The sequence below is a fragment of the Janthinobacterium sp. J1-1 genome (assembly GCF_030944405.1).
Classification (GTDB): domain Bacteria; phylum Pseudomonadota; class Gammaproteobacteria; order Burkholderiales; family Burkholderiaceae_D; genus Janthinobacterium.
Genome location: NZ_CP132339.1, coordinates 1,171,224 through 1,188,881 on the forward strand (window position 1 = coordinate 1,171,224; position 17,658 = coordinate 1,188,881).

A 17,658-nucleotide genomic window follows, 5' to 3' on the forward strand; every position below is an offset into this window, starting at 1 on the left:
GCAAGCTGTCGTAGTTCTTGATAAAAACTAGCTTGATAAAACTGAGGAGACACAATGAAACGCATGCTGCAAGCAGGACTGATATCGGCGACCCTGTTCGCCACCATGGCGCAAGCCGGCACCCTGGCCATGAATATCGCTTTCAAGGGCGCCAGCCAGCGCACCGTCTGGCAGTCGACGCTCGACGAATTCAAGAAAGCCAACCCGGACGTGGAGCTGAAGGTGGCGTTCGTCGACGAGGAAGCCTACAAGATCCAGCTGCCGAACTGGCTGTCGAGCCAGGCGCCCGACATCGTCACCTGGCACAACGGCGAGCGCATGGCCTATTACGCCAGCCGCGGCCTGTTCGAGGACTTGAGCGGCGACTGGGCGAAAAACAAATGGGACGAGACCTACGCATCGAGCAAGGAAGCGTCGTCGTACAAGGGCAAGCAGTACGCCATGCCGACCGTCTACTACTCGTGGGGCATGTTCTACCGCAAGGACCTGTTCCAGAAGGCGGGCATCGCCGGCGAGCCGAAGACCTGGGCCGAATTCATGGAGGCGAACAAGAAGCTCAAGGCGGCCGGCATCAGCCCGATCGCCGTCGGCGGCCGCGACGCCTGGACCCTGGCTGGCTGGTTCGACTACCTCGACCTGCGCATCAACGGCTATGCCTTCCACCAGCAGCTGATGAACGGCGAGATCGCCTACACCGATCCACGCGTGAAAAAGGTCTACACCACCTGGAAGACTCTGCTCGACAATAAATACTTCATCGACAATCCGCTGTCCTACGACCTCGATGCGGCGCAACCGTTCGTGTTCCAGGGCAAGGCGGCGATGATGTTGATGGGGACCTTTATCGCCAAGGGCTTCCCGCCGAAACAGAAGGAAGTGATGGGCTACTTCCAGTTCCCGGCCATCGACCCGGCCATCACCGGCGCCGAGGAGGGCCCGATCGAGTCGCTGCATATTCCGAGCCGCGCCAAGAACAAGGTCGATGCGCGCCGCTTCCTGGCGTTTGTCGGCACGCCGGCCATCAGCGCCAAGCTGGCCGACGGCCTGGGTTCCTTGCCGGCCAACAGCAAGTCGGCGCCGCCGGAAGAACCGATTTCGCGTATCGGCTTCGACATCCTGTCCAATACCAAGGGCGGCATCGCGCAGTTCTATGACCGCGACATGACCAAGGAAATGGCCGATGAAGGCATGAAGGGCATGCAGAAATTCATCAACGATCCGAACGCGCTCGATGACATCCTGGCGCAGCTGGAACGTACGCGCAAGCGCATCTACAAAAAATCGTGATGACCACGCCAGGCTGACGACATGCATACTTCTACCCTGGGCGCCGGCGGCGCCAAGCTGCAGGCGCCACGCCGGCCCGTGCGCTGGTGGGCCGCGCCCGCCTTCAAGCGGCACCGCGCCGCCGCGCTGTTCCTGGCGCCGGCCTGTCTGCTGGTCGGGCTGTACGTGGTCTACCCGATCCTGTACACCATCTACCTGAGCTTTTTCGAGTGGGATGGACTGGCGCAGAAGACCTTCGTCGGCCTGGCCAATTACCAGGAACTGTTTCATACGGATACCTTCTTCACGGCACTGAAAAACAACTTTTTGTGGCTGGTATTGTTCCTGCTGGCGCCGCCCGCCGGCCTGGCGGTGGCCCTGTACCTGAACCAGCAGGTGCGCGGCATCCGCCTGGTCAAGTCGCTGTTCTTCGCGCCGTTCGTGCTGTCGGGCGTGGTGGTGGGCCTGATCTTCAGCTGGTTCTATGACCCCACCTTCGGCCTGCTGGCCCTGATCCTCGGCCACGGCGTGCCGGTGCTGGGCGATCCGCGCTATGTGACCTACGGCATTATCTTCGCCGCCTTGTGGCCGCAGACGGCGTATTGCATGATCCTGTTCCTGACGGGTCTCACCTCGATCAATTCGGAGCAGGTGGAGGCGGCGCGCATGGAAGGCGCCAAGGGCTGGAAGATGCTGGTCCACGTGATCCTGCCGCAACTGCGCCCCAGCACCTTCATGGCCGTGGTGGTGACCATTATCGGCGCGCTGCGCAGCTTCGACCTGATCTCCGTGATGAGCGGCGGCGGGCCGTTTGAAAGCTCGACCGTGCTGGCCTATTACTCGTACGACCAGGCCATCAAGTATTACCGCCAGGGCTATTCGGCCGCCGTCGCCGTGGTGCTGTTCGCGATGATGCTGGTGTATATCGTGTATCACCTCAAGCGCATGCTGCGCACTGAACAATAAGGGGCTGCCATGTATCCCATGCCTGTCGAGAAATGGAAGCCGTGGAACCGGCGCCTGTACAAATTGTCGCTGCCGCTGGCGCTGGTGATCTGGCTGCTGCCGATGATTGCCGTGCTGGTGACGTCCCTGCGCTCCACCGAAGAACTGATGGAAGGCAATTACTGGGGCTGGCCGCGCGACCTGTCGCTGTGGGCCAATTACCACGAAGCGCTGACGGCTTCGCCGATGCTGCATTATTTCTGGAACAGCGTGCTGATCACGGTGCCATCGGTGATCGGCTCGATCGCGCTGGCGGCGATGGCCGGTTTTGCGCTGTCGACCTACAAGTTCAAGGGCAACACCTTTTTGTTCGCCACCTTTGTCGCCTGTAACTTCGTGCCCGTGCAGATACTGATGATCCCGGTGCGCAATATGTCGCTCGAGTTTGGCGTGTTCAACACCGTGCAGGGCCTGGTGCTGTTCCATGTGGCGTTCCAGACCGGGTTTTGTACCTTGTTCCTGCGTAACTTCATCAAGCAGCTGCCGTTCGAGCTGATCGAGGCGGCGCGCATCGAGGGCGCCGGCGAATGGACCATTTTTACCAAGGTGATCCTGCCGCTGATCCGGCCGGCCCTGGCCGCGCTCGGCATCCTGGTATTTACCTTTGTGTGGAACGATTACTTCTGGGCCCTGTGCCTGACGCAAGGCGACAGCGCGGCGCCGATCACGGTCGGCGTGGCGGGCCTGAAAGGGCAGTGGACCACGGCCTGGAACCTGGTCTCGGCCGGCTCCATCCTGGCGGCCCTGCCGTCGGTGCTGATGTTCTTCCTGATGCAGAAGCATTTTGTGGCCGGGCTGACGTTCGGCGCCACGAAGGGATAGCTCTACGTAGTTTCACGCTGCCGCCGCCGGCGCGCGCCCCTTACAATACCTGTCAGACAAGAACTTTGGCAGGGTCAGGGGCGCGCAGTGAAATTGAAGCAACTTCATCGCCGGTGGACCGGCCGGGCGGGGCGCTGGGCGGCGGCCCTGCATGGTCTTGGTGACCGGCTGGCGCAGCGCCGTCCGCTGTGGATGGTGACCCTGGCCATCGACGAAACCAATCTGTCCGAAGGCTTGCGCGCCGCCTGCGCGGCCAGCGCCATGCTGGCCCTGGGCCTGCTGTTCGATCATCCCGATTTTTCCTGGGCCGCCATCGGCGCCTTCTGGACCTGCCTGGCCGACGCGGCCGGCACGCGCCGCATGCGTTTCGTCTCGATGCTGGGCTTTGGCCTGCTGTCGACGTTTGCCGGTGGCGTGGCGGCGCTGGCGGCCGGCCATGGCGTGGCCGCCGCCGCCCTGGCCGTGCTGGTGTTTTCCTGGGCCGGCGCGCTGGCGCGCATCTGGGGCGCCGCCAGCGCGCAGGTGGCGATCCTGGCCGCCACCGCCTGCGTGGTGATGGTCACCCATCCGCTGCAGTCGGCGGCGCAGGCACTGCCTTTCCTGGCGATTTATTTGTCCGGTTGCCTGTTTGCCACCTTGCTGAGCTTTACCGTCTGGCGCATCCACCCTTACGGCCCCAGCCGGCAGGCGATCCGCAGCGCGTATCTGCGCCTGGCCGGCATCGCACGCGACAATGCGCGCTACCTGGCGCAGGCCGACGCGATGGCCGGCGCCGGCGCGCATGGCGCCAGCTACCGCTCGCAGGCGCGCGCCGCGCTGGAAGCGGCGCGGGTGGCGCTGGCCGCCGTGCCGCCTGCGCGCGCCGGCAACAGCGCGCTGTTCGACAACCTGCTGCTGGCGCTCAGCGACGCCGAGCGCATCTTTGCCTACCTGATCGCCGTCACCCATTCCTGCGAACGCGAACGGCAGCGCCTGCGCCACGATCCGCGCGCGCGGCGCAGCCTCGAGGCGATGGCGCTGCTGCTGCGCCGCCTGGGCCTGGCCTTGCGGCGCCAGCCGGAAACCCCGCCCTTGCTGCTGCAGCGCCGCCTGGCCGCCTGCGGCCGGCGCCTGGAAGCGGCGCTGGGTGCCTTGCTGCCGCTGCGCCTGAACGTGGAATTCATGCAGCTCGACTTGCCGCGCGCGGAGCGCCTGCCATGGCGGCAGGCGGCGGCGCAGGCCTTGTCGCAGGGCTGGTATACCCTGCGCGGCAACGCCACCCTGCAGTCGCTGGGCTGGCGCCATGCGGCGCGCGTGTCGCTGGCCACCACCAGCGGCTTCCTGCTGGTCGAGCTGCTGCAGATTCCCTTCGGCTACTGGGCCACCATGGCCACCTTGCTGATACTGCAGCCGTCCGTGTCGACCACCTGGCCGCGCGGCATGGAGCGGGTGGCCGGCAGCATCCTGGGGGCGCTGCTGGCGGTGCTGATCGGCCTGGTGATCCACACGCCGCTGGCGATCTCCCTGGTGGTGTTTCCGCTGATCGTCGCCACCATGGCGCTGCGCCGCGTCAGCTACAGCCTGCATGTGATGTTCATGACGCCGGCCTTTGTGCTGGTGGCCGATTACGCCATGCCGGCCAGCGAAATGGCGTATGCCCTGAGCCGCCTGGGCAACAATGTGCTGGGCTGCGTGCTGGCCTTGCTGGCGACGTTTTTCTTGTGGCCCGACCGCGAAGCGGACGACCTGGAACCGCGCCTGGCCGGCGCCGTCTCGGCCAACCTGAAATACTTGCTGGCGGTGCTGGCGGCGGGTGGCAAATGGGACCCGACGATCGCGCGCCAGCGCCGCGAAGCGGGCCTGGCCAGCAATAACGCCGAGCAGGTGCTGCAGCGCCTGCGTATCGAGCGCCGCCTGGACCGCAGCGCCGGCGTCGGCCTGGCCGCCTTGCGCACCTTGCCGTTGCTGCGCCGGGTGGCCGGCAGCACGGCGCGCATCAGCCTCAGTCCCGATGCCGCGCCAGCCACGCCGGTGCTGCAGCAGTGGATTGCCGCCGTGGGCGGCGAAATCGACGCCTTGCTGCGCGGCGACAGGGAGGTGCCTGCCCCCGGCGACTGCCAGGCCACGGACTTGAGTCCGCTGCAGGCCGATGCGGTGGCGCAGGTACTGATGCTGCGCATTTTGCTGCGCCAGCAACTGGGCGCTACAGCACTTCCAGGAAACTCTTCAGGGCCGTGATTTCGTCGCGTGTCAGTTGCAAGCGCTGCAGCAGGGGCGAGGTGACGGGAAACTTCGGGTCTGCCGCCTGCTCCGCATTGCGCGGCAGGGGCCGCGACATGCCCGCGTTATACAGGTTCAGCACCCCCGCCAGTTGGGGAAACAGGCCGTTGTGCATCCATGGCCCCGATCGCGCCACGCCGCGCAGCGACGGCGTGCGGAATTTGCCCACATCCTGCGCCTCGCCCGTGACCAGGTAGCGGCCCAGGTCCTCATGTTTCTTGCGGCCATAAAAGGACAGCCCCAGGTTGTGGAATTGCTGGTCCGTCAGCAAGGCGCCGCTGTGGCAGGTCATGCAGCGCGCCTTGGTGCGGAACAGGTGCAGGCCCAGCAGTTCGCGGTCGTTCAATACCGTGCGTTCGCCTTCCATGAAGGCGTCAAAACGCGTGGCCGGCGGCAGCAAGGTACGCTGGTAGCCGGCCAGCGCATTTAAAATGCGCGCCAGGGTCACGCCGCCCGCCTGGCCGAAAGCGGCGTCGAACTGCTTGTTGTAGTCGTCCAGCGCGGCCAGCTTGGCCGCCAGCGCCGGCACATCCATCGCCATTTCGTCGGTATGGCCCAAGGGGCCCAGCGCTTGCACTTCCAGGCTGGCCGCGCGGCCATCCCAGAACAGCGATTTGAGTTGGCCCACGCCCAGCAGGCCCGGCGTATTGCGCTGGCCCGGACGTCCTTCATGGCCGATGGAATTGCGCTTGTTGTCGGCGAAGCTGTGGGCCGGATGGTGGCAGCTGATGCAGGCGACCGCATTCGAGCGCGACAAACGCGGATCGGCGAACAGGCGCTGGCCCAGCGCCACTATTTTCGGTGACACTGGCGGCACGGCGATGGCCGAGACAGGCGCCAGTTCCGCCGGCGTGATGCCCGTGGGTACCTGCGGCAGCGGCCAGCTGGCGATGGGCCCGGCATACGCCTGGCGCAGGCAGACGCCGTCCCAGCCCTTTTCTGTCGTGCAGGGCGCGGCAGCGTTTTCCTGCGCCTGGCTGGCCAGCCCCGGCAACAGGGCGCCGCCCGCCAGCAGGGCGGCGGCGGCCGCTTTCTTCATATGTCTCATCAGAAGCGGTAGCCCAGTTCCAAGGTGAACTGGCGCCCCTTTTCATAGACGATCTCGGCCGAGGCATACAGCGGATTGGTACGATTCGTCACGTTTTCCACTGCCAGGTTGAGATAGCCTTCTCCCGGTCCCGTTTTCGGCAGCGCATATTGCACCCGCATGTCCCAGCTGATGGACTTGCCGACTGTGGCGTCTTCGAACACGGTGGCCACGCCGCCATCGAACAGCTTGCTTTCGCCAGTGCTGACCAGGCCGCTTTCCGGCCCGCGCACGCGCAGGAAATTGTCGAGCTTCAGGCGATAGGCGGGCACGTCGGTCGACAGCAGCAGGCGCGCCGTCCAGGGCCGGTTGTAGTTGGTGGTCGGCAGGTCGGTCGCCGCCAGGTACTTGCCCTTGTAATACACGTAGCCGTCCAGGCCGTTGTCGATATTGCGCACGGTGGTGTCGTAATCGGCGTGCGAGCTGTTGGTGTGCGTCTTGTCGACGCCGAACTGCACCCGGGTCGAAGTGCCGGCCCACTGCAGCGGCCGCAAGGTTTCCGCCGATACGGTCCACAGCTTGCTGTTGGTGTGGCCGACGTTATCCCAGTAAAAATTGGCGGCCGACACCACGTGATACACCATCTCGTCGCGCCCGGCGCGCAGCACGCGCTTGGCGCTCCACTTCATGTTGCCCCATTGCTGGCTGACACCGAGCATTTTTTCATCGGTGTACGGCGACTTCATGTCGCCCAGTTTCAGCCAGGTCCAGTTGGTGGCCATCTCTGGCGGGCCCCAGGTGGTCAGCACGCCATTCGACAGCCGGCGCGTCTGCGGCGAGGCCTGCAGGGCGAGGCGCTTGGCGCGCGCATAGAAGTCGAAGAAATTGCGGCCGTAGTAGCGGTTGGCGCCGAACTCGAGCTGCGTCGTGCCGTGGCCACCCACGTCCCAGGTGGCCGACAGGCGCGGCGCGAAGGTGGCTTTCGGTGACAGGTCGTCGTCATCGTAGCGCGCACCCAGGCGCAGGCGCACGTCGCCGGCCTTGATGTCGTCCTGCAGGTGGACGGCGCGCGTCTTGTTGCTCAGTTCGTAAGAACCCGCATAATAGATAATCTGTTGCGCCAGGTACTGGCCCCGCACGGTGGCGGCCGCATTCCAGGGCGTGGCCATGGAACAATACTCCGTGTCGACGCCGCCGCCCACCAGGGCGCAGCTATTGATATTGATCGATCCCTGGTACTGCTCGTATTGCGTGTGGCGCACATAGCTGCTGTGCTGCTGGCCCAGTTCCAGTCCCGCCTGGAAGGCGTGCGTGGCGCCCAGGAAGGTCACCGGGTCCCACTTCAGCTTGCCTTTGTAATCGATGTTTTCCTGTTCCTGGTCCACATTGCCGAAGCCGCCTTCATTGCTGGCCCAGCCGGTGGCATTGGTACCGGTCTTGACGCCCCAGTTTTTCTCGGAGGAGTAGCGCCAGGCTTTCCAGATGCTCGAGTCGGCGCTGCGCGAGCTGTCCATGCTCTTCCAGCTCAGTCTATGGTCCATGGTCGCGCCGCCGAGCCAGTCCATGGGATGGACCAGGCCCAGGTTGACGCCGCTGCCGCCGCTTTTCAGGTGAAAGCTGCTGTCCTTCGTATTGGCGATGAAGTGGTCGCCGCTCGATGGTGCATGCATCAGCGACAGGTCGGCCTTCACGCCGGGGCTGATGGTCCAGAAGGCCCGCACGAAGGCATTGTCGTTGCCGCGTTTTTGCACTTTGCGGTTGGCGTCGCTGCTGCTTTGCAAGCCGTTGCCATAGCCGTTCAAGGGGATCTCGGAGGTCTTGCGCACGAAGCTGCCGATCAGGCTGAAGTTGTCGCTCAGCTTGCCTTGCAGCGCGGCGCGGTAAGTCCATTTTTCAAATTCGGGCTGCAGGTCGGCGGTGGTCGAATTGGCCGCGCTGGCGCGCTGGCTGTCGTTGAGCTTGTATTGCAGCCAGCTCGAGCGCGTGCTTTCCACCGACACCTGGCCACCCAGCTTGCGGGTCGGCGCGCAGGTATTGGCGTTCACCACGCCGCCCTTGAAGCGGCCATATTCGGCGCCGACGTTCGAATCGAGCACCGTCACTTCGCACAGCAGGCTGGTATCGATGGCAAAGCCCTGGCTGGCCGACGGCGGCGTGGTGGCGTTGTTGGTATTGGCGACACTCACGGTCGGGTTGTTGCCGGGGCCGATATCGTTGTTGAGCGACATGCCGTCCATCTGGTACAGATTGTCGTAGAACTTGGCGCCGTTGATGCTGATGTCGGCCGGCGCCAGCTCGCCTTGGGTGGCGGACGCCTGCTGTTTGTTGGCGAACTGCACGCTGGGATGGATGCGCAGCAGCGTGGTGACATTGCCGTCGATGCCATTCATGGCCTCGATCTGGCGCCGGTCCAGCTTTTGTTCGCCCAGCGAATCCTGTTCGGCTTGCAGGCGTATTTCGCGCATTACCTGGTGTACCGGTTCGTCGGGGGCGGGCTCGGCGGCAAAGGACAGGGGAGTGGTGCTGCTGGCGCCAAATGCCAGGCTGATGGCCAGCACGGACTGGCGCAGGGTAAAGGTGGAAGACATGACAACCTTGAAACGGAGGAGAAGAAGAGACAGTCCCATGAAACTGTCCTCACCTGCGTAGCTGGGGTCGATTGCTCATGCTGTCAATTGTAAATGATAACCATTTCTATTTGGATTGGCAATATTGATTTTGCCGTATGTAAAAAACAGGCGCAGGGTGATCTGGCGGCCACAGGCTTTCCCCGGCAAGACAGGGTTTGCCCAATTCGGCGATAATCGCCGCACCTCCCACCGTTACAGGAATGCCTCGTGACCATGAAAACCATCAAGGGCCTGCACCAGGCTTACCGCGACGATATCGCCGACCTCACCACGCGCCGCCCGGTGCCAGGGCCGCAGCTGGAGCAGGTCGATCCTTTCCTGTTTTTGAATCACCACGGCCCGCAGACCTATGCGCCGGGCAACCGCGGCTTGCCGTTCGGCCCGCATCCGCACCGCGGCTTTGAAACCGTGACCTTCATTCTTGAAGGCGAGCTGATGCATAGCGACAGCGCCGGTCACGACAGCATCATCCGCGCCGGCGGCGTGCAGTGGATGACGGCCGGCAGCGGCCTGGTGCATGCCGAACTGTCGCCGCCCGCCTTCAAGCGCGACGGCGGGCCGCTGGAAATCCTGCAGCTGTGGCTGAACCTGCCGTCGCGCCTGAAAATGACGGCGCCGCGCTATCAGGGCGTGCAGGACGAGGCCATCGTCAAGCTCGCCACGCCGGACGGCTTGGGCACCCTGCACTTGGTGTCGGGCCAGTACGGCGGGCAGAAGGGGCCGGTCGAGTCGCTGACGGGGGTCTTCATGTCGTGGCTGGTACTGCGCCCCGGCGCGCGCTTTGCACTCGATGGCTTGCGTGGCCGCAATGTGTTTTTGTATGTGGTGACAGGGGCGCTGGCGCTGGACGACAAGCCGGTGCCGGCATTTACCCTGGTCGAACTCGATGTGGACGGTGATGGCGTGGCGTTTGCGGCGCCCGAAGGCGCGGTGGTGCTGTTCGGCCATGCCGAACCGATCGGTGAACCGGTGGTGGCGCACGGCCCCTTCGTGATGAACACGCGCGAGGAAATCAACCAGGCGATCCGCGATTATCAGGCCGGCAAGTTCGAACCGAGCCGAAGCTAGTTTCAGCTGACCGGCTCTTCGGCCGATGTCACCTTGCGCGGACGGCCGCCCAGCTTGCCGTTTTCGCGCGCCGCTGCCGACTTGGCGCTGCTGCGCGCCTGGCCGCCTTTCTTGCCGTTGTTGCTTGCCACCCAGCGTTGTGATCCGAGAAAACCTTCGAGCAGGGCCGGCAGGTACAGGTCGGCGTCGAGCAGGGGAAAATGGATGCCCAGGCCCGAAGGGCTGATACGGGCGTCGGCCAGGCTGGCCGGCGTGGCGTGTGCCAGGGCCGGCACGTCGCCGGGCGCAAAGGCGATTTCCAGTTTCGAGGCCAGGGTAATGACGACGCGTTCGATGCGCTGGTCGTAGTGCACGGCCACGGCGGCGGGAAACGCGGCTTTTGTTGCCGCGCCGCGCGCGTTGGCCTGTGCAAAATCGTTGTCAGTGAATTCCATGGATTTCCTCCCATCGCCAGCATAGCTGGCCCAGTTCCGTCTTCAACGCCCCGGCAAGCCGGCCCAGGTGCTTTTGCGTATAACCATAATTTTCGCGCAAGCAGGGCGGCCCCCAGGGGCAGGCTAGCTCGAACACGGCCTCGCAGCCACTACCGAGCACATGCACATGCGCCGGCCGATGGTCATTCGAGTAAATCACGACCCGATGGCCAGCATAACTGAATATGGTAGGCATGGTAGCATAAACCTAAGTTGATTGGGTTATTGGTAGCGACTTTTTTGCCATATTTTTTGGCAGTGGTGCCCATGCTACGCCTGTCGCGCCCGAGCTTGCATGCCGGGCGCAGGTTTGTTGAGGCTGCGCAGGTGCGAAATGCTCAGCTGCGCGCGCGGTCATGCCGCCACAACACATCGCCGCCGCCGGCAAAGCGGTTCAGCACGCGCGACAGCACGAACAGCAGGTCGGACAGCCGGTTCACATACTGGCGCGGGTGTTCATGGATGGTCTCGCTACTGGCCAGCGCCACGATGCTGCGCTCGGCGCGCCGGCATACGGTGCGGCACACATGGGCCAGCGAGGCGCCGCGCGAGCCGGCCGGCAAAATGAACTCGGCCAGCGCCGGCAGCTCCGCATTGTATTTGGCCAGCAAGTCGTCGAGGCGCAGCACGTGTTCTTCCTTGATCAGCTGGTAGCCGGGAATGCACAGTTCGCCCCCGAGGTCGAACAGGTCGTGCTGGATGGCGACCAGTTCCTCGCGCAAGGCGTCGGGCATGGCTTCGCACAGCAACAGGCCCAGATGGGAATTGAGTTCATCGACGTCGCCCATGGCGTGCACGCGCGCGCTGTCCTTGCTGGTGCGGCTGCCGTCGCCCAGGCCCGTGCTGCCATTGTCGCCCGTACGCGTGGCGATTTTCGAAAGTCGCTTGCCCATGTTGCCATCCTGTCGTGTCAATAAAGAAGGGGCAGCATACGACACTGTGTGCCGCCTTGGCTGAAACAGGGGCTTGAATCGGACGAAAAACGCGCGGCCCGCGGTTTTTTGTGCTTACAATCGTGGCAACGCCATGCCTGCCCGGATCATCATATGCACCTTGCCGCAGCCACACCCGGATTTACCCTGACGCGCCAGCAGACGGTAGCCGCCGCCCTGCGCGCCGTGCTGCCCGCGCGCAGCGTGCTGTCCGACAGCGAAGACACGCGCCCCTACGAATGCGACGGCCTGGCCGCCTACCGCCAGTTGCCGATGATCGTCACCCTGCCCGACACGGAAGAACAAGTGCTGGCCATCCTGCGCGTGTGCCGCGAACTGCAGGTGCCGATCGTGCCGCGCGGCGCCGGCACCGGCTTGTCGGGCGGCGCCTTGCCGATCGCCGATGGCGTGGTGCTGTCGACGGCGCGATTGAACCGCATCGTGCGCGTCGATGCCTATGCGCGCATTGCCGTGGTGCAGCCGGGCGTGCGCAACCTGGCCATTTCCGAAGCGGCGGCGCCCTACGCGCTGTACTACGCGCCCGATCCGTCCTCGCAGATCGCCTGCAGCATCGGCGGCAACGTGGCGGAAAACTCGGGCGGCGTGCATTGCCTGAAATACGGCCTGACGGTGCACAACGTGCTGCGCGTGCGCGTGGCCACCATCGACGGCGACATCATCGAACTGGGCGGCGAAGCGCTCGATTCCCCGGGCCTGGACCTGCTGGCCGTATTCATCGGCTCCGAAGGCATGCTGGGCATCGTCACCGAAGTGACCGTCAAGCTGGTGCCGAAACCGGCCACCGCGCGTGTCATCATGGCCTCGTTTGGCGACGTGGTTACGGGCGGCAATGCGGTGGCCAATGTGATCGCCGCCGGCATCATTCCGGCCGGCCTGGAAATGATGGACCAGACCTCGTCGCGCATGGTCGAACCGTTCGTGAAAGCCGGCTACGACATCGACGCGGCCGCCATCCTGCTGTGCGAGGCCGATGGCACGCACGAAGAAGTGGAAGAGGAAATCGCGCGCATGACGGCGGTGCTGGAAGGGGCGGGCGCCAGCGCGATTGCCGTGTCAACGACGGAAGCCGAGCGCATGAAATTCTGGTCGGGGCGCAAGAACGCGTTCCCGGCCGCCGGGCGCATCTCGCCCGATTACTACTGCATGGATGGCACCATCCCGCGCAAGAAACTGGCCGAGGTGCTGACCGGCATCGCCGCCATGGAAACGACCCACGGCCTGCGCTGCGCCAATGTGTTCCATGCCGGCGACGGCAACCTGCATCCGCTGATCCTGTTCGACGCGAATCAACCCGGCGAATTCGAACGCGCCGAAGCGTTCGGCGCCGATATCCTGGCGTTGTGCGTGGCCGTCGGCGGCACCATCACGGGCGAACATGGCGTGGGCATGGAAAAGATCAACTCCATGTGCGTGCAATTTACACGTGCCGAGCTCGACGCCTTTTTTGCCGTCAAGCGGGCCTTCGACCAGCATGGTCTGCTCAACCCCGACAAGGCGATTCCCACCCTGAACCGCTGCGCCGAATTTGGCAAGATGCATGTGACGGCCGGCCGGCTGCCATTTGCCAACCTGCCGCGTTTTTAGTCAAACCGGAGACCGCTTTGCAAGCAATAGCCGAACAATTCAGGCAACGCATCATCGACGCTGGCGCGGCGGGCACACCGGTGCGCCTGCGTGGCGGCGGCAGCAAGGACTGGTATGGCCAGCAGCTGGCCGGCGAGGTGCTCGATACGCGGCAATACGCCGGCATCATCGACTACGAGCCGACGGAACTGGTGATCACCGCGCGCTGCGGCACGCCCCTGCTTGAGATCGAAGCGGCGCTGGCCGCGCGCAACCAGATGCTGGCGTTCGAGCCGCCGCACTTCGGCCCAGGCGCCACGGTCGGCGGCACGCTGGCCTGCGCGCTGTCGGGGCCGCGCCGCGCCAGTGCGGGCGCCGTGCGCGACTTCGTGCTGGGCGCCGTGCTGATGGATGGCAAGGGGGAGCGCCTGGCTTTCGGCGGCCAGGTCATGAAGAACGTGGCGGGCTACGACGTGTCGCGCCTGCTGGCCGGCTCGCTCGGCACCCTTGGGCTGATCCTGGAGGTGTCGCTGAAAGTATTGCCCTTGCCGCTGCGCGAAGCGAGTGTGCGTTTTGAGTGCGCGGAAATCGCCGCGCTGCGCATGATGAACGAATGGGGCGGCCAGCCCTTGCCGATTTCCGCCAGCTGCTGGCATGACGGCGTGCTGACGGTGCGTTTGTCGGGCGCCGAGGCGGCCGTGACGGCGGCGCGGCGCCGCTTGCAAGGCGACGCCGTCGCGCCGCAAGACGCGGCGGCTTTCTGGAGCGCGCTGCGCGAGCAGAGCCACGACTTTTTCGCCGGGCCCGGCAGCCTGTGGCGCTTGTCCCTGCCGGCGCACGCCAGCGCCGTGATCCTGAAAGGCCGGCAATTGATCGAATGGGGCGGCGCCCAGCGCTGGCTGAAACAGGATGGCGATGCGGATGCCGCCGGCGCGCAGCGCATCCGGCAAAGCGTGGCGGCGGCCGGTGGCCATGCGACCCTGTTTCGCGGCGGCGACAAGGCGGTCGGCGTGTTCCATCCGCTGGCGCCGGCCGTGGCGGCCATCCACCAGCGGCTTGCCCGGAGTTTTGATCCGGCCGGCATCTTCAATCCGCACCGCATGTATTGACACTATTGAAGAACAGACTGAGACGCCATGCAAACCAATCTTGCCGACTTTATCAAGAATACACCGGCCGGCGACGAAGCCGAAGCCATCCTGCGTGCCTGCGTGCATTGCGGCTTTTGCACCGCCACCTGTCCCACTTATCAACTGCTGGGCGACGAGCTCGATGGCCCGCGCGGCCGCATCTACCTGATCAAGCAGGTACTCGAAGGCGCAGCCGTCACGCAGAAAACCCAGACCCATCTGGACCGCTGCCTGACCTGCCGCAATTGCGAATCGACCTGTCCCTCGGGCGTGCAGTACGGCCGCCTGGTCGATATCGGCCGCAACGTGGTTGAGCAGCGCGTGCGGCGCCCCTTGCGCGAGCGCGCGCTGCGCTTTGCCCTGAAGGAAGCCTTGCCGCGCCGCTGGTTGTTTACGCCCGTCTACAAGGCGGGCCAGGCGCTGCGTCCGCTGCTGTCAAAAGGCCTGCAGGACAAATTGCGGCCCGGCGCGGCACCGGGCCGCTGGCCGGCGCGCAGCCACGCGCGCACCATGCTGGTGCTGGACGGCTGCGTGCAGCCGGCCATGTCACCGAATATCAATGCGGCCACGGCGCGCGTGCTCGATGCCTTGGGCGTGCAGTTGATCAATGTGGCGAAAGCCGGCTGCTGCGGCGCGCTGCGCCATCACTTGAATGAGCAGGAGGCGGCGCTGGACGACATGCGCCGCAATATCGACGCCTGGTGGCCGCATGTGGAAACGGCCGAGGCGATCGTCATGACGGCCTCGGGCTGCGGCGCCACCGTCAAGGAATATGGCCACCTGCTGGCGCACGATGCGCGCTACGCCGCCAAGGCGCAGCGCATTGCGCAGCTGGCGCGTGACCTGTGCGAAATCCTGCCGGCTTTCGAGGCGGAACTGGCGGCGCTGGTAAAAGGCCGCATCACCGGGCGCGTGGTGTACCACCCGCCCTGCACCTTGCAGCATGGCCAGCAGATCCGCGGCAGGGTCGAGCAGGTGCTGCGCGCGGTCGGCGTCGATGTGCGCCTGTGCGCCGACAGCCATTTGTGCTGTGGCTCGGCCGGCACCTATTCCATCTTGCAGCCGGCGCTGTCGCAGCAGCTGCGCGACAACAAGGTGGCCGCACTGGAAGCGTGCGCGCCGGACGTGATCGTGTCGGCCAATATCGGCTGCCTCAGCCATTTGCAGTCGGGTACCGAGGTGCCGGTGCGGCACTGGATCGAACTGATCGATGCTGCGGTGAACAAATCCTCCTAGATCTGGTCTTCCGTGTATTTTGCGGCGCGCCATTGCGGCGGCGCGACATAGTTGTTGGCCCAGTCCGGCACGGCGTCGGCCGGCATCGGGCGGGCGATGCCGTAGCCTTGCGCCAGGTCGCAGCCCAGCTCGATCAGGCGCTCGCCGTGGGCGATGCTTTCCACCCCTTCGGCGATCACCGTCAGCTGGAACGAGCGGGCCAGGCCGATCACGGCGCGCACCAGGTGCAGGTCGTCGCGGTCGTTGAGCATATTGTGCACGAAGCTCTGGTCGATCTTGATGATGTTGGCCGGCAGGCGCTTCAGGTAGGACATCGAGGAATAGCCGGTGCCGAAATCATCGAGCGCAAACGTGATGCCCAGCGCCTGGCAGGCGCGGATGATGCGGCGCACGTGTTCGACATCGTGCAGGGCCGATGATTCGAGGATTTCGATTTCCAGCATGCTGGCGCGCACGCCGGGAAATTCGCCGAGGATGGTTTTCAGGCGCAGCACGAAATCGGGCTGCTGGAAGTGGCGCGCCGCGATATTCACGCTGACCACCCACTGCCGGCCGACGGCGCCCCAGCGCTGCATCTGCCACAGCGCCTGGCGCAGCACCCATTCGCCGATATCGATGATCAGGTCGGTTTGCTCGACCAGCGGCAGGAACTGCGCCGGCGCCAGCAGGCCGCGCTGCGCATGCTGCCAGCGCAGCAGCGCCTCCATGCCCACCACGGCGCCGGTGCGCATGTTGACCTTGGGCTGGTAGTGCAGGCGCAGTTCGCCGTTGATCAGCGCGTGGCGCACCTCGGTGCGCTGGTTATGGTGGGTGCGCACTTCCTCGTCGAGGTGGCTGTCGAAGAAGTGATACTGGTTGCGCCCCGTCAGCTTGGCCTGGTAGACGGCATGGTCGGCGTGGCGCAGCAGGCTTTCCGCATTCATGTCCTTGCCCGCGTAGACGGCGATGCCGGCGCTGGCCGTCAGCTGCACGGCTTGCTGGTCGCACTGGTAGGGCAGGCTCAGTTCGCGCATCAGCACTTGCAGCTGCTGCTCGATGCTGTCCACGCTGGCCTGGCCGCACAGCAGCAGCACGAATTCGTCGCCGCCCAGGCGCGCCGCATAATGCGACTTGCCGGTGAACTCGTGCAGGCGGCCGGCCACCTGCTTGAGCAGGTCGTCGCCCGCTTCGGCGCCGTAGCGGTCATTGATGGCCTGGAAGTGGTCGAGATCGAACAGGCACACGGCCATCAGGCGCTGGCGTTCGCGCGCCAGGAACAGTTCCTGTTCAAAGCGGGCCGCCAGCGCGGCGCGGTTGGGCAGGCCGGTCAGCACGTCATGGTAGTTTTGCCAGGACATTTTTTGCAGCACCTGCTGCATGTGCACGGTTTCCGTCAGCTGCGCGCCCAGCTGCTGCCGGCTGGCCTGCAGCGAGGTGAGCATCTCGCCCACGTCGCCCACCATGCCATTGAAGGCGCGCGACAGGTGTTGCGCTTCCGGCGTGGCGCCGGCCGCCATGCGCACCGTGAAGTCGCCGCCGCGCAGGCGCTCGATGGCTTGCGCCAGCCGCGCCAGCAGCTTGCGGTGGGATGCCAGCAGCAAGCCCAGCAGTACGAGGATCAGGGCGATATTGAAGGCGCTCAGCATCGCTTGCTGGCGCACGGCCTGCCACACCTGCAGCAGCGGCAGGTCGGGCGTGTACTGCAATTCCAGCACGCCATCGCTGCCGCCGGGCAGCGATACTTGCAGGCGGTTGTGAATCGGCCGCATGCCGGCCAGCCGGGCAAACCACGCCGGCACCTGCTCGCCTGGCGCTGGGCCAGGCTGGCTGTCGGCCAGCACTTCGATGCGCGCGCCGCCGCCATGCCAGGCGATGGCCGCCAGGTTGCGGTTCAGGGGCAGGGCGGTGCGCAGCACCTGCTGCACGCTGGCGCCATCGGTGCGCACCGACAGCGGCAGCACGGTGTTGGCCAGGTACAGATTGAGCTGGCGCGCCTCGCCGCGGTAGCGCGCGTCCGCTTGCGCCGTTTCCGTCGTCAGCAGGGTATGGTAACGCACGGCGGAGACGGCCAGTATCAGCAAGAAAATGGGCAGGAACCAGCGGGAATACGTCCCCATCCGCGACCATGACGATAAAATGTTCCCGAAGACTGGCATCGTTCCGTATCGATATCCGTGAATAATTTAGCAAACATTATCACCGAATAGTGCCGTCAGGAACAGATATCGGACGCCAAGCTAAAAAAAA

General features: G+C 65.0%; 14 protein-coding genes. 8 read left to right on the plus strand and 6 right to left on the minus strand.

Annotation, left to right across the window (positions count from 1 at the left end; translation table 11 throughout):
- Nucleotides 1–54: 54 nt before the first annotated feature.
- The 4 genes from Q8L25_RS05270 (at nucleotide 55) to Q8L25_RS05285 (ending at nucleotide 5,310) form a co-directional block, all read left to right on the plus strand.
- Nucleotides 55–1,287, plus strand: a complete 1,233-nt coding sequence (locus Q8L25_RS05270; RefSeq protein ID WP_308923874.1) for an ABC transporter substrate-binding protein — start codon at nucleotides 55–57, stop codon at nucleotides 1,285–1,287.
- Nucleotides 1,288–1,308: 21 nt separating this feature from the next.
- On the plus strand, nucleotides 1,309–2,232 hold the full coding sequence (locus Q8L25_RS05275; RefSeq protein WP_308923875.1) for a sugar ABC transporter permease: 924 nt from the start codon (nucleotides 1,309–1,311) through the stop codon (nucleotides 2,230–2,232).
- Between the two features lie 9 nt (nucleotides 2,233–2,241).
- Nucleotides 2,242–3,093 carry a carbohydrate ABC transporter permease gene (locus Q8L25_RS05280; RefSeq protein WP_308923876.1) on the plus strand — a complete coding sequence of 284 codons (852 nt, stop codon included), beginning with the start codon at nucleotides 2,242–2,244 and terminating at the stop codon, nucleotides 3,091–3,093.
- Nucleotides 3,094–3,186: 93 nt separating this feature from the next.
- Nucleotides 3,187–5,310: an FUSC family protein gene (locus Q8L25_RS05285; protein WP_308923877.1), complete on the plus strand. Its 2,124-nt coding sequence runs from the start codon at nucleotides 3,187–3,189 to the stop codon at nucleotides 5,308–5,310.
- Here the strand turns inward: Q8L25_RS05285 and Q8L25_RS05290 are convergent.
- On the minus strand, nucleotides 5,276–6,391 hold the full coding sequence (locus Q8L25_RS05290; RefSeq protein WP_308923878.1) for a cytochrome c peroxidase: 1,116 nt from the start codon (nucleotides 6,389–6,391) through the stop codon (nucleotides 5,276–5,278). The two genes, Q8L25_RS05285 and Q8L25_RS05290, sit on opposite strands and share 35 nt — an antisense overlap.
- 8 nt (nucleotides 6,392–6,399) lie before the next feature.
- Nucleotides 6,400–8,967 (minus strand): TonB-dependent receptor plug domain-containing protein, encoded by a 2,568-nt coding sequence (locus tag Q8L25_RS05295; RefSeq protein WP_308923879.1) that lies wholly within the window; start codon nucleotides 8,965–8,967, stop codon nucleotides 6,400–6,402.
- Between the two features lie 255 nt (nucleotides 8,968–9,222).
- Between Q8L25_RS05295 and Q8L25_RS05300 the strand changes: the two genes are divergently transcribed.
- Nucleotides 9,223–10,077 (plus strand): pirin family protein, encoded by an 855-nt coding sequence (locus Q8L25_RS05300; protein ID WP_308925656.1) that lies wholly within the window; start codon nucleotides 9,223–9,225, stop codon nucleotides 10,075–10,077.
- Between the two features lie 2 nt (nucleotides 10,078–10,079).
- On the opposite strand, the gene Q8L25_RS05305 is transcribed toward Q8L25_RS05300, so the two are convergent.
- The 3 genes from Q8L25_RS05305 to Q8L25_RS05310 form a co-directional block, all read right to left on the minus strand.
- Complete coding sequence (locus tag Q8L25_RS05305; RefSeq protein ID WP_308923880.1) at nucleotides 10,080–10,511, minus strand: DUF2442 domain-containing protein; 432 nt, start codon at nucleotides 10,509–10,511, stop codon at nucleotides 10,080–10,082.
- The gene (locus tag Q8L25_RS31715) at nucleotides 10,498–10,746 is read right to left on the minus strand and encodes a DUF4160 domain-containing protein (protein WP_374694233.1); all 249 of its coding nucleotides are present in this window, start codon (nucleotides 10,744–10,746) and stop codon (nucleotides 10,498–10,500) included. Before Q8L25_RS31715 ends, Q8L25_RS05305 begins: the two co-directional genes overlap by 14 nt.
- 142 nt (nucleotides 10,747–10,888) lie before the next feature.
- A complete protein-coding gene (locus Q8L25_RS05310) occupies nucleotides 10,889–11,443 on the minus strand; it encodes a cob(I)yrinic acid a,c-diamide adenosyltransferase (protein ID WP_308923881.1) in 555 nt (184 codons plus the stop codon).
- A gap of 153 nt (nucleotides 11,444–11,596) precedes the next feature.
- On the opposite strand from Q8L25_RS05310, the gene Q8L25_RS05315 reads away from it, so the two are divergent.
- The 3 genes from Q8L25_RS05315 to glcF are packed head-to-tail and all read left to right on the plus strand — an operon-like array spanning nucleotide 11,597 to nucleotide 15,432.
- Nucleotides 11,597–13,087, plus strand: coding sequence for an FAD-linked oxidase C-terminal domain-containing protein (locus tag Q8L25_RS05315; RefSeq protein WP_308923882.1), 1,491 nt, complete (start codon nucleotides 11,597–11,599; stop codon nucleotides 13,085–13,087).
- A 17-nt stretch (nucleotides 13,088–13,104) separates the two neighbouring features.
- On the plus strand, nucleotides 13,105–14,175 hold the full coding sequence (glcE, locus tag Q8L25_RS05320) for a glycolate oxidase subunit GlcE (protein ID WP_308923883.1): 1,071 nt from the start codon (nucleotides 13,105–13,107) through the stop codon (nucleotides 14,173–14,175).
- 27 nt (nucleotides 14,176–14,202) lie between these two features.
- The gene (gene glcF / locus Q8L25_RS05325; RefSeq protein WP_308923884.1) at nucleotides 14,203–15,432 is read left to right on the plus strand and encodes a glycolate oxidase subunit GlcF; all 1,230 of its coding nucleotides are present in this window, start codon (nucleotides 14,203–14,205) and stop codon (nucleotides 15,430–15,432) included.
- On the opposite strand, the gene Q8L25_RS05330 is transcribed toward glcF, so the two are convergent.
- Entirely contained in the window at nucleotides 15,429–17,528 is a 2,100-nt protein-coding gene (locus tag Q8L25_RS05330; protein ID WP_308923885.1) for an EAL domain-containing protein, read from the minus strand. The two genes, glcF and Q8L25_RS05330, sit on opposite strands and share 4 nt — an antisense overlap.
- Nucleotides 17,529–17,658: the final 130 nt, after the last annotated feature.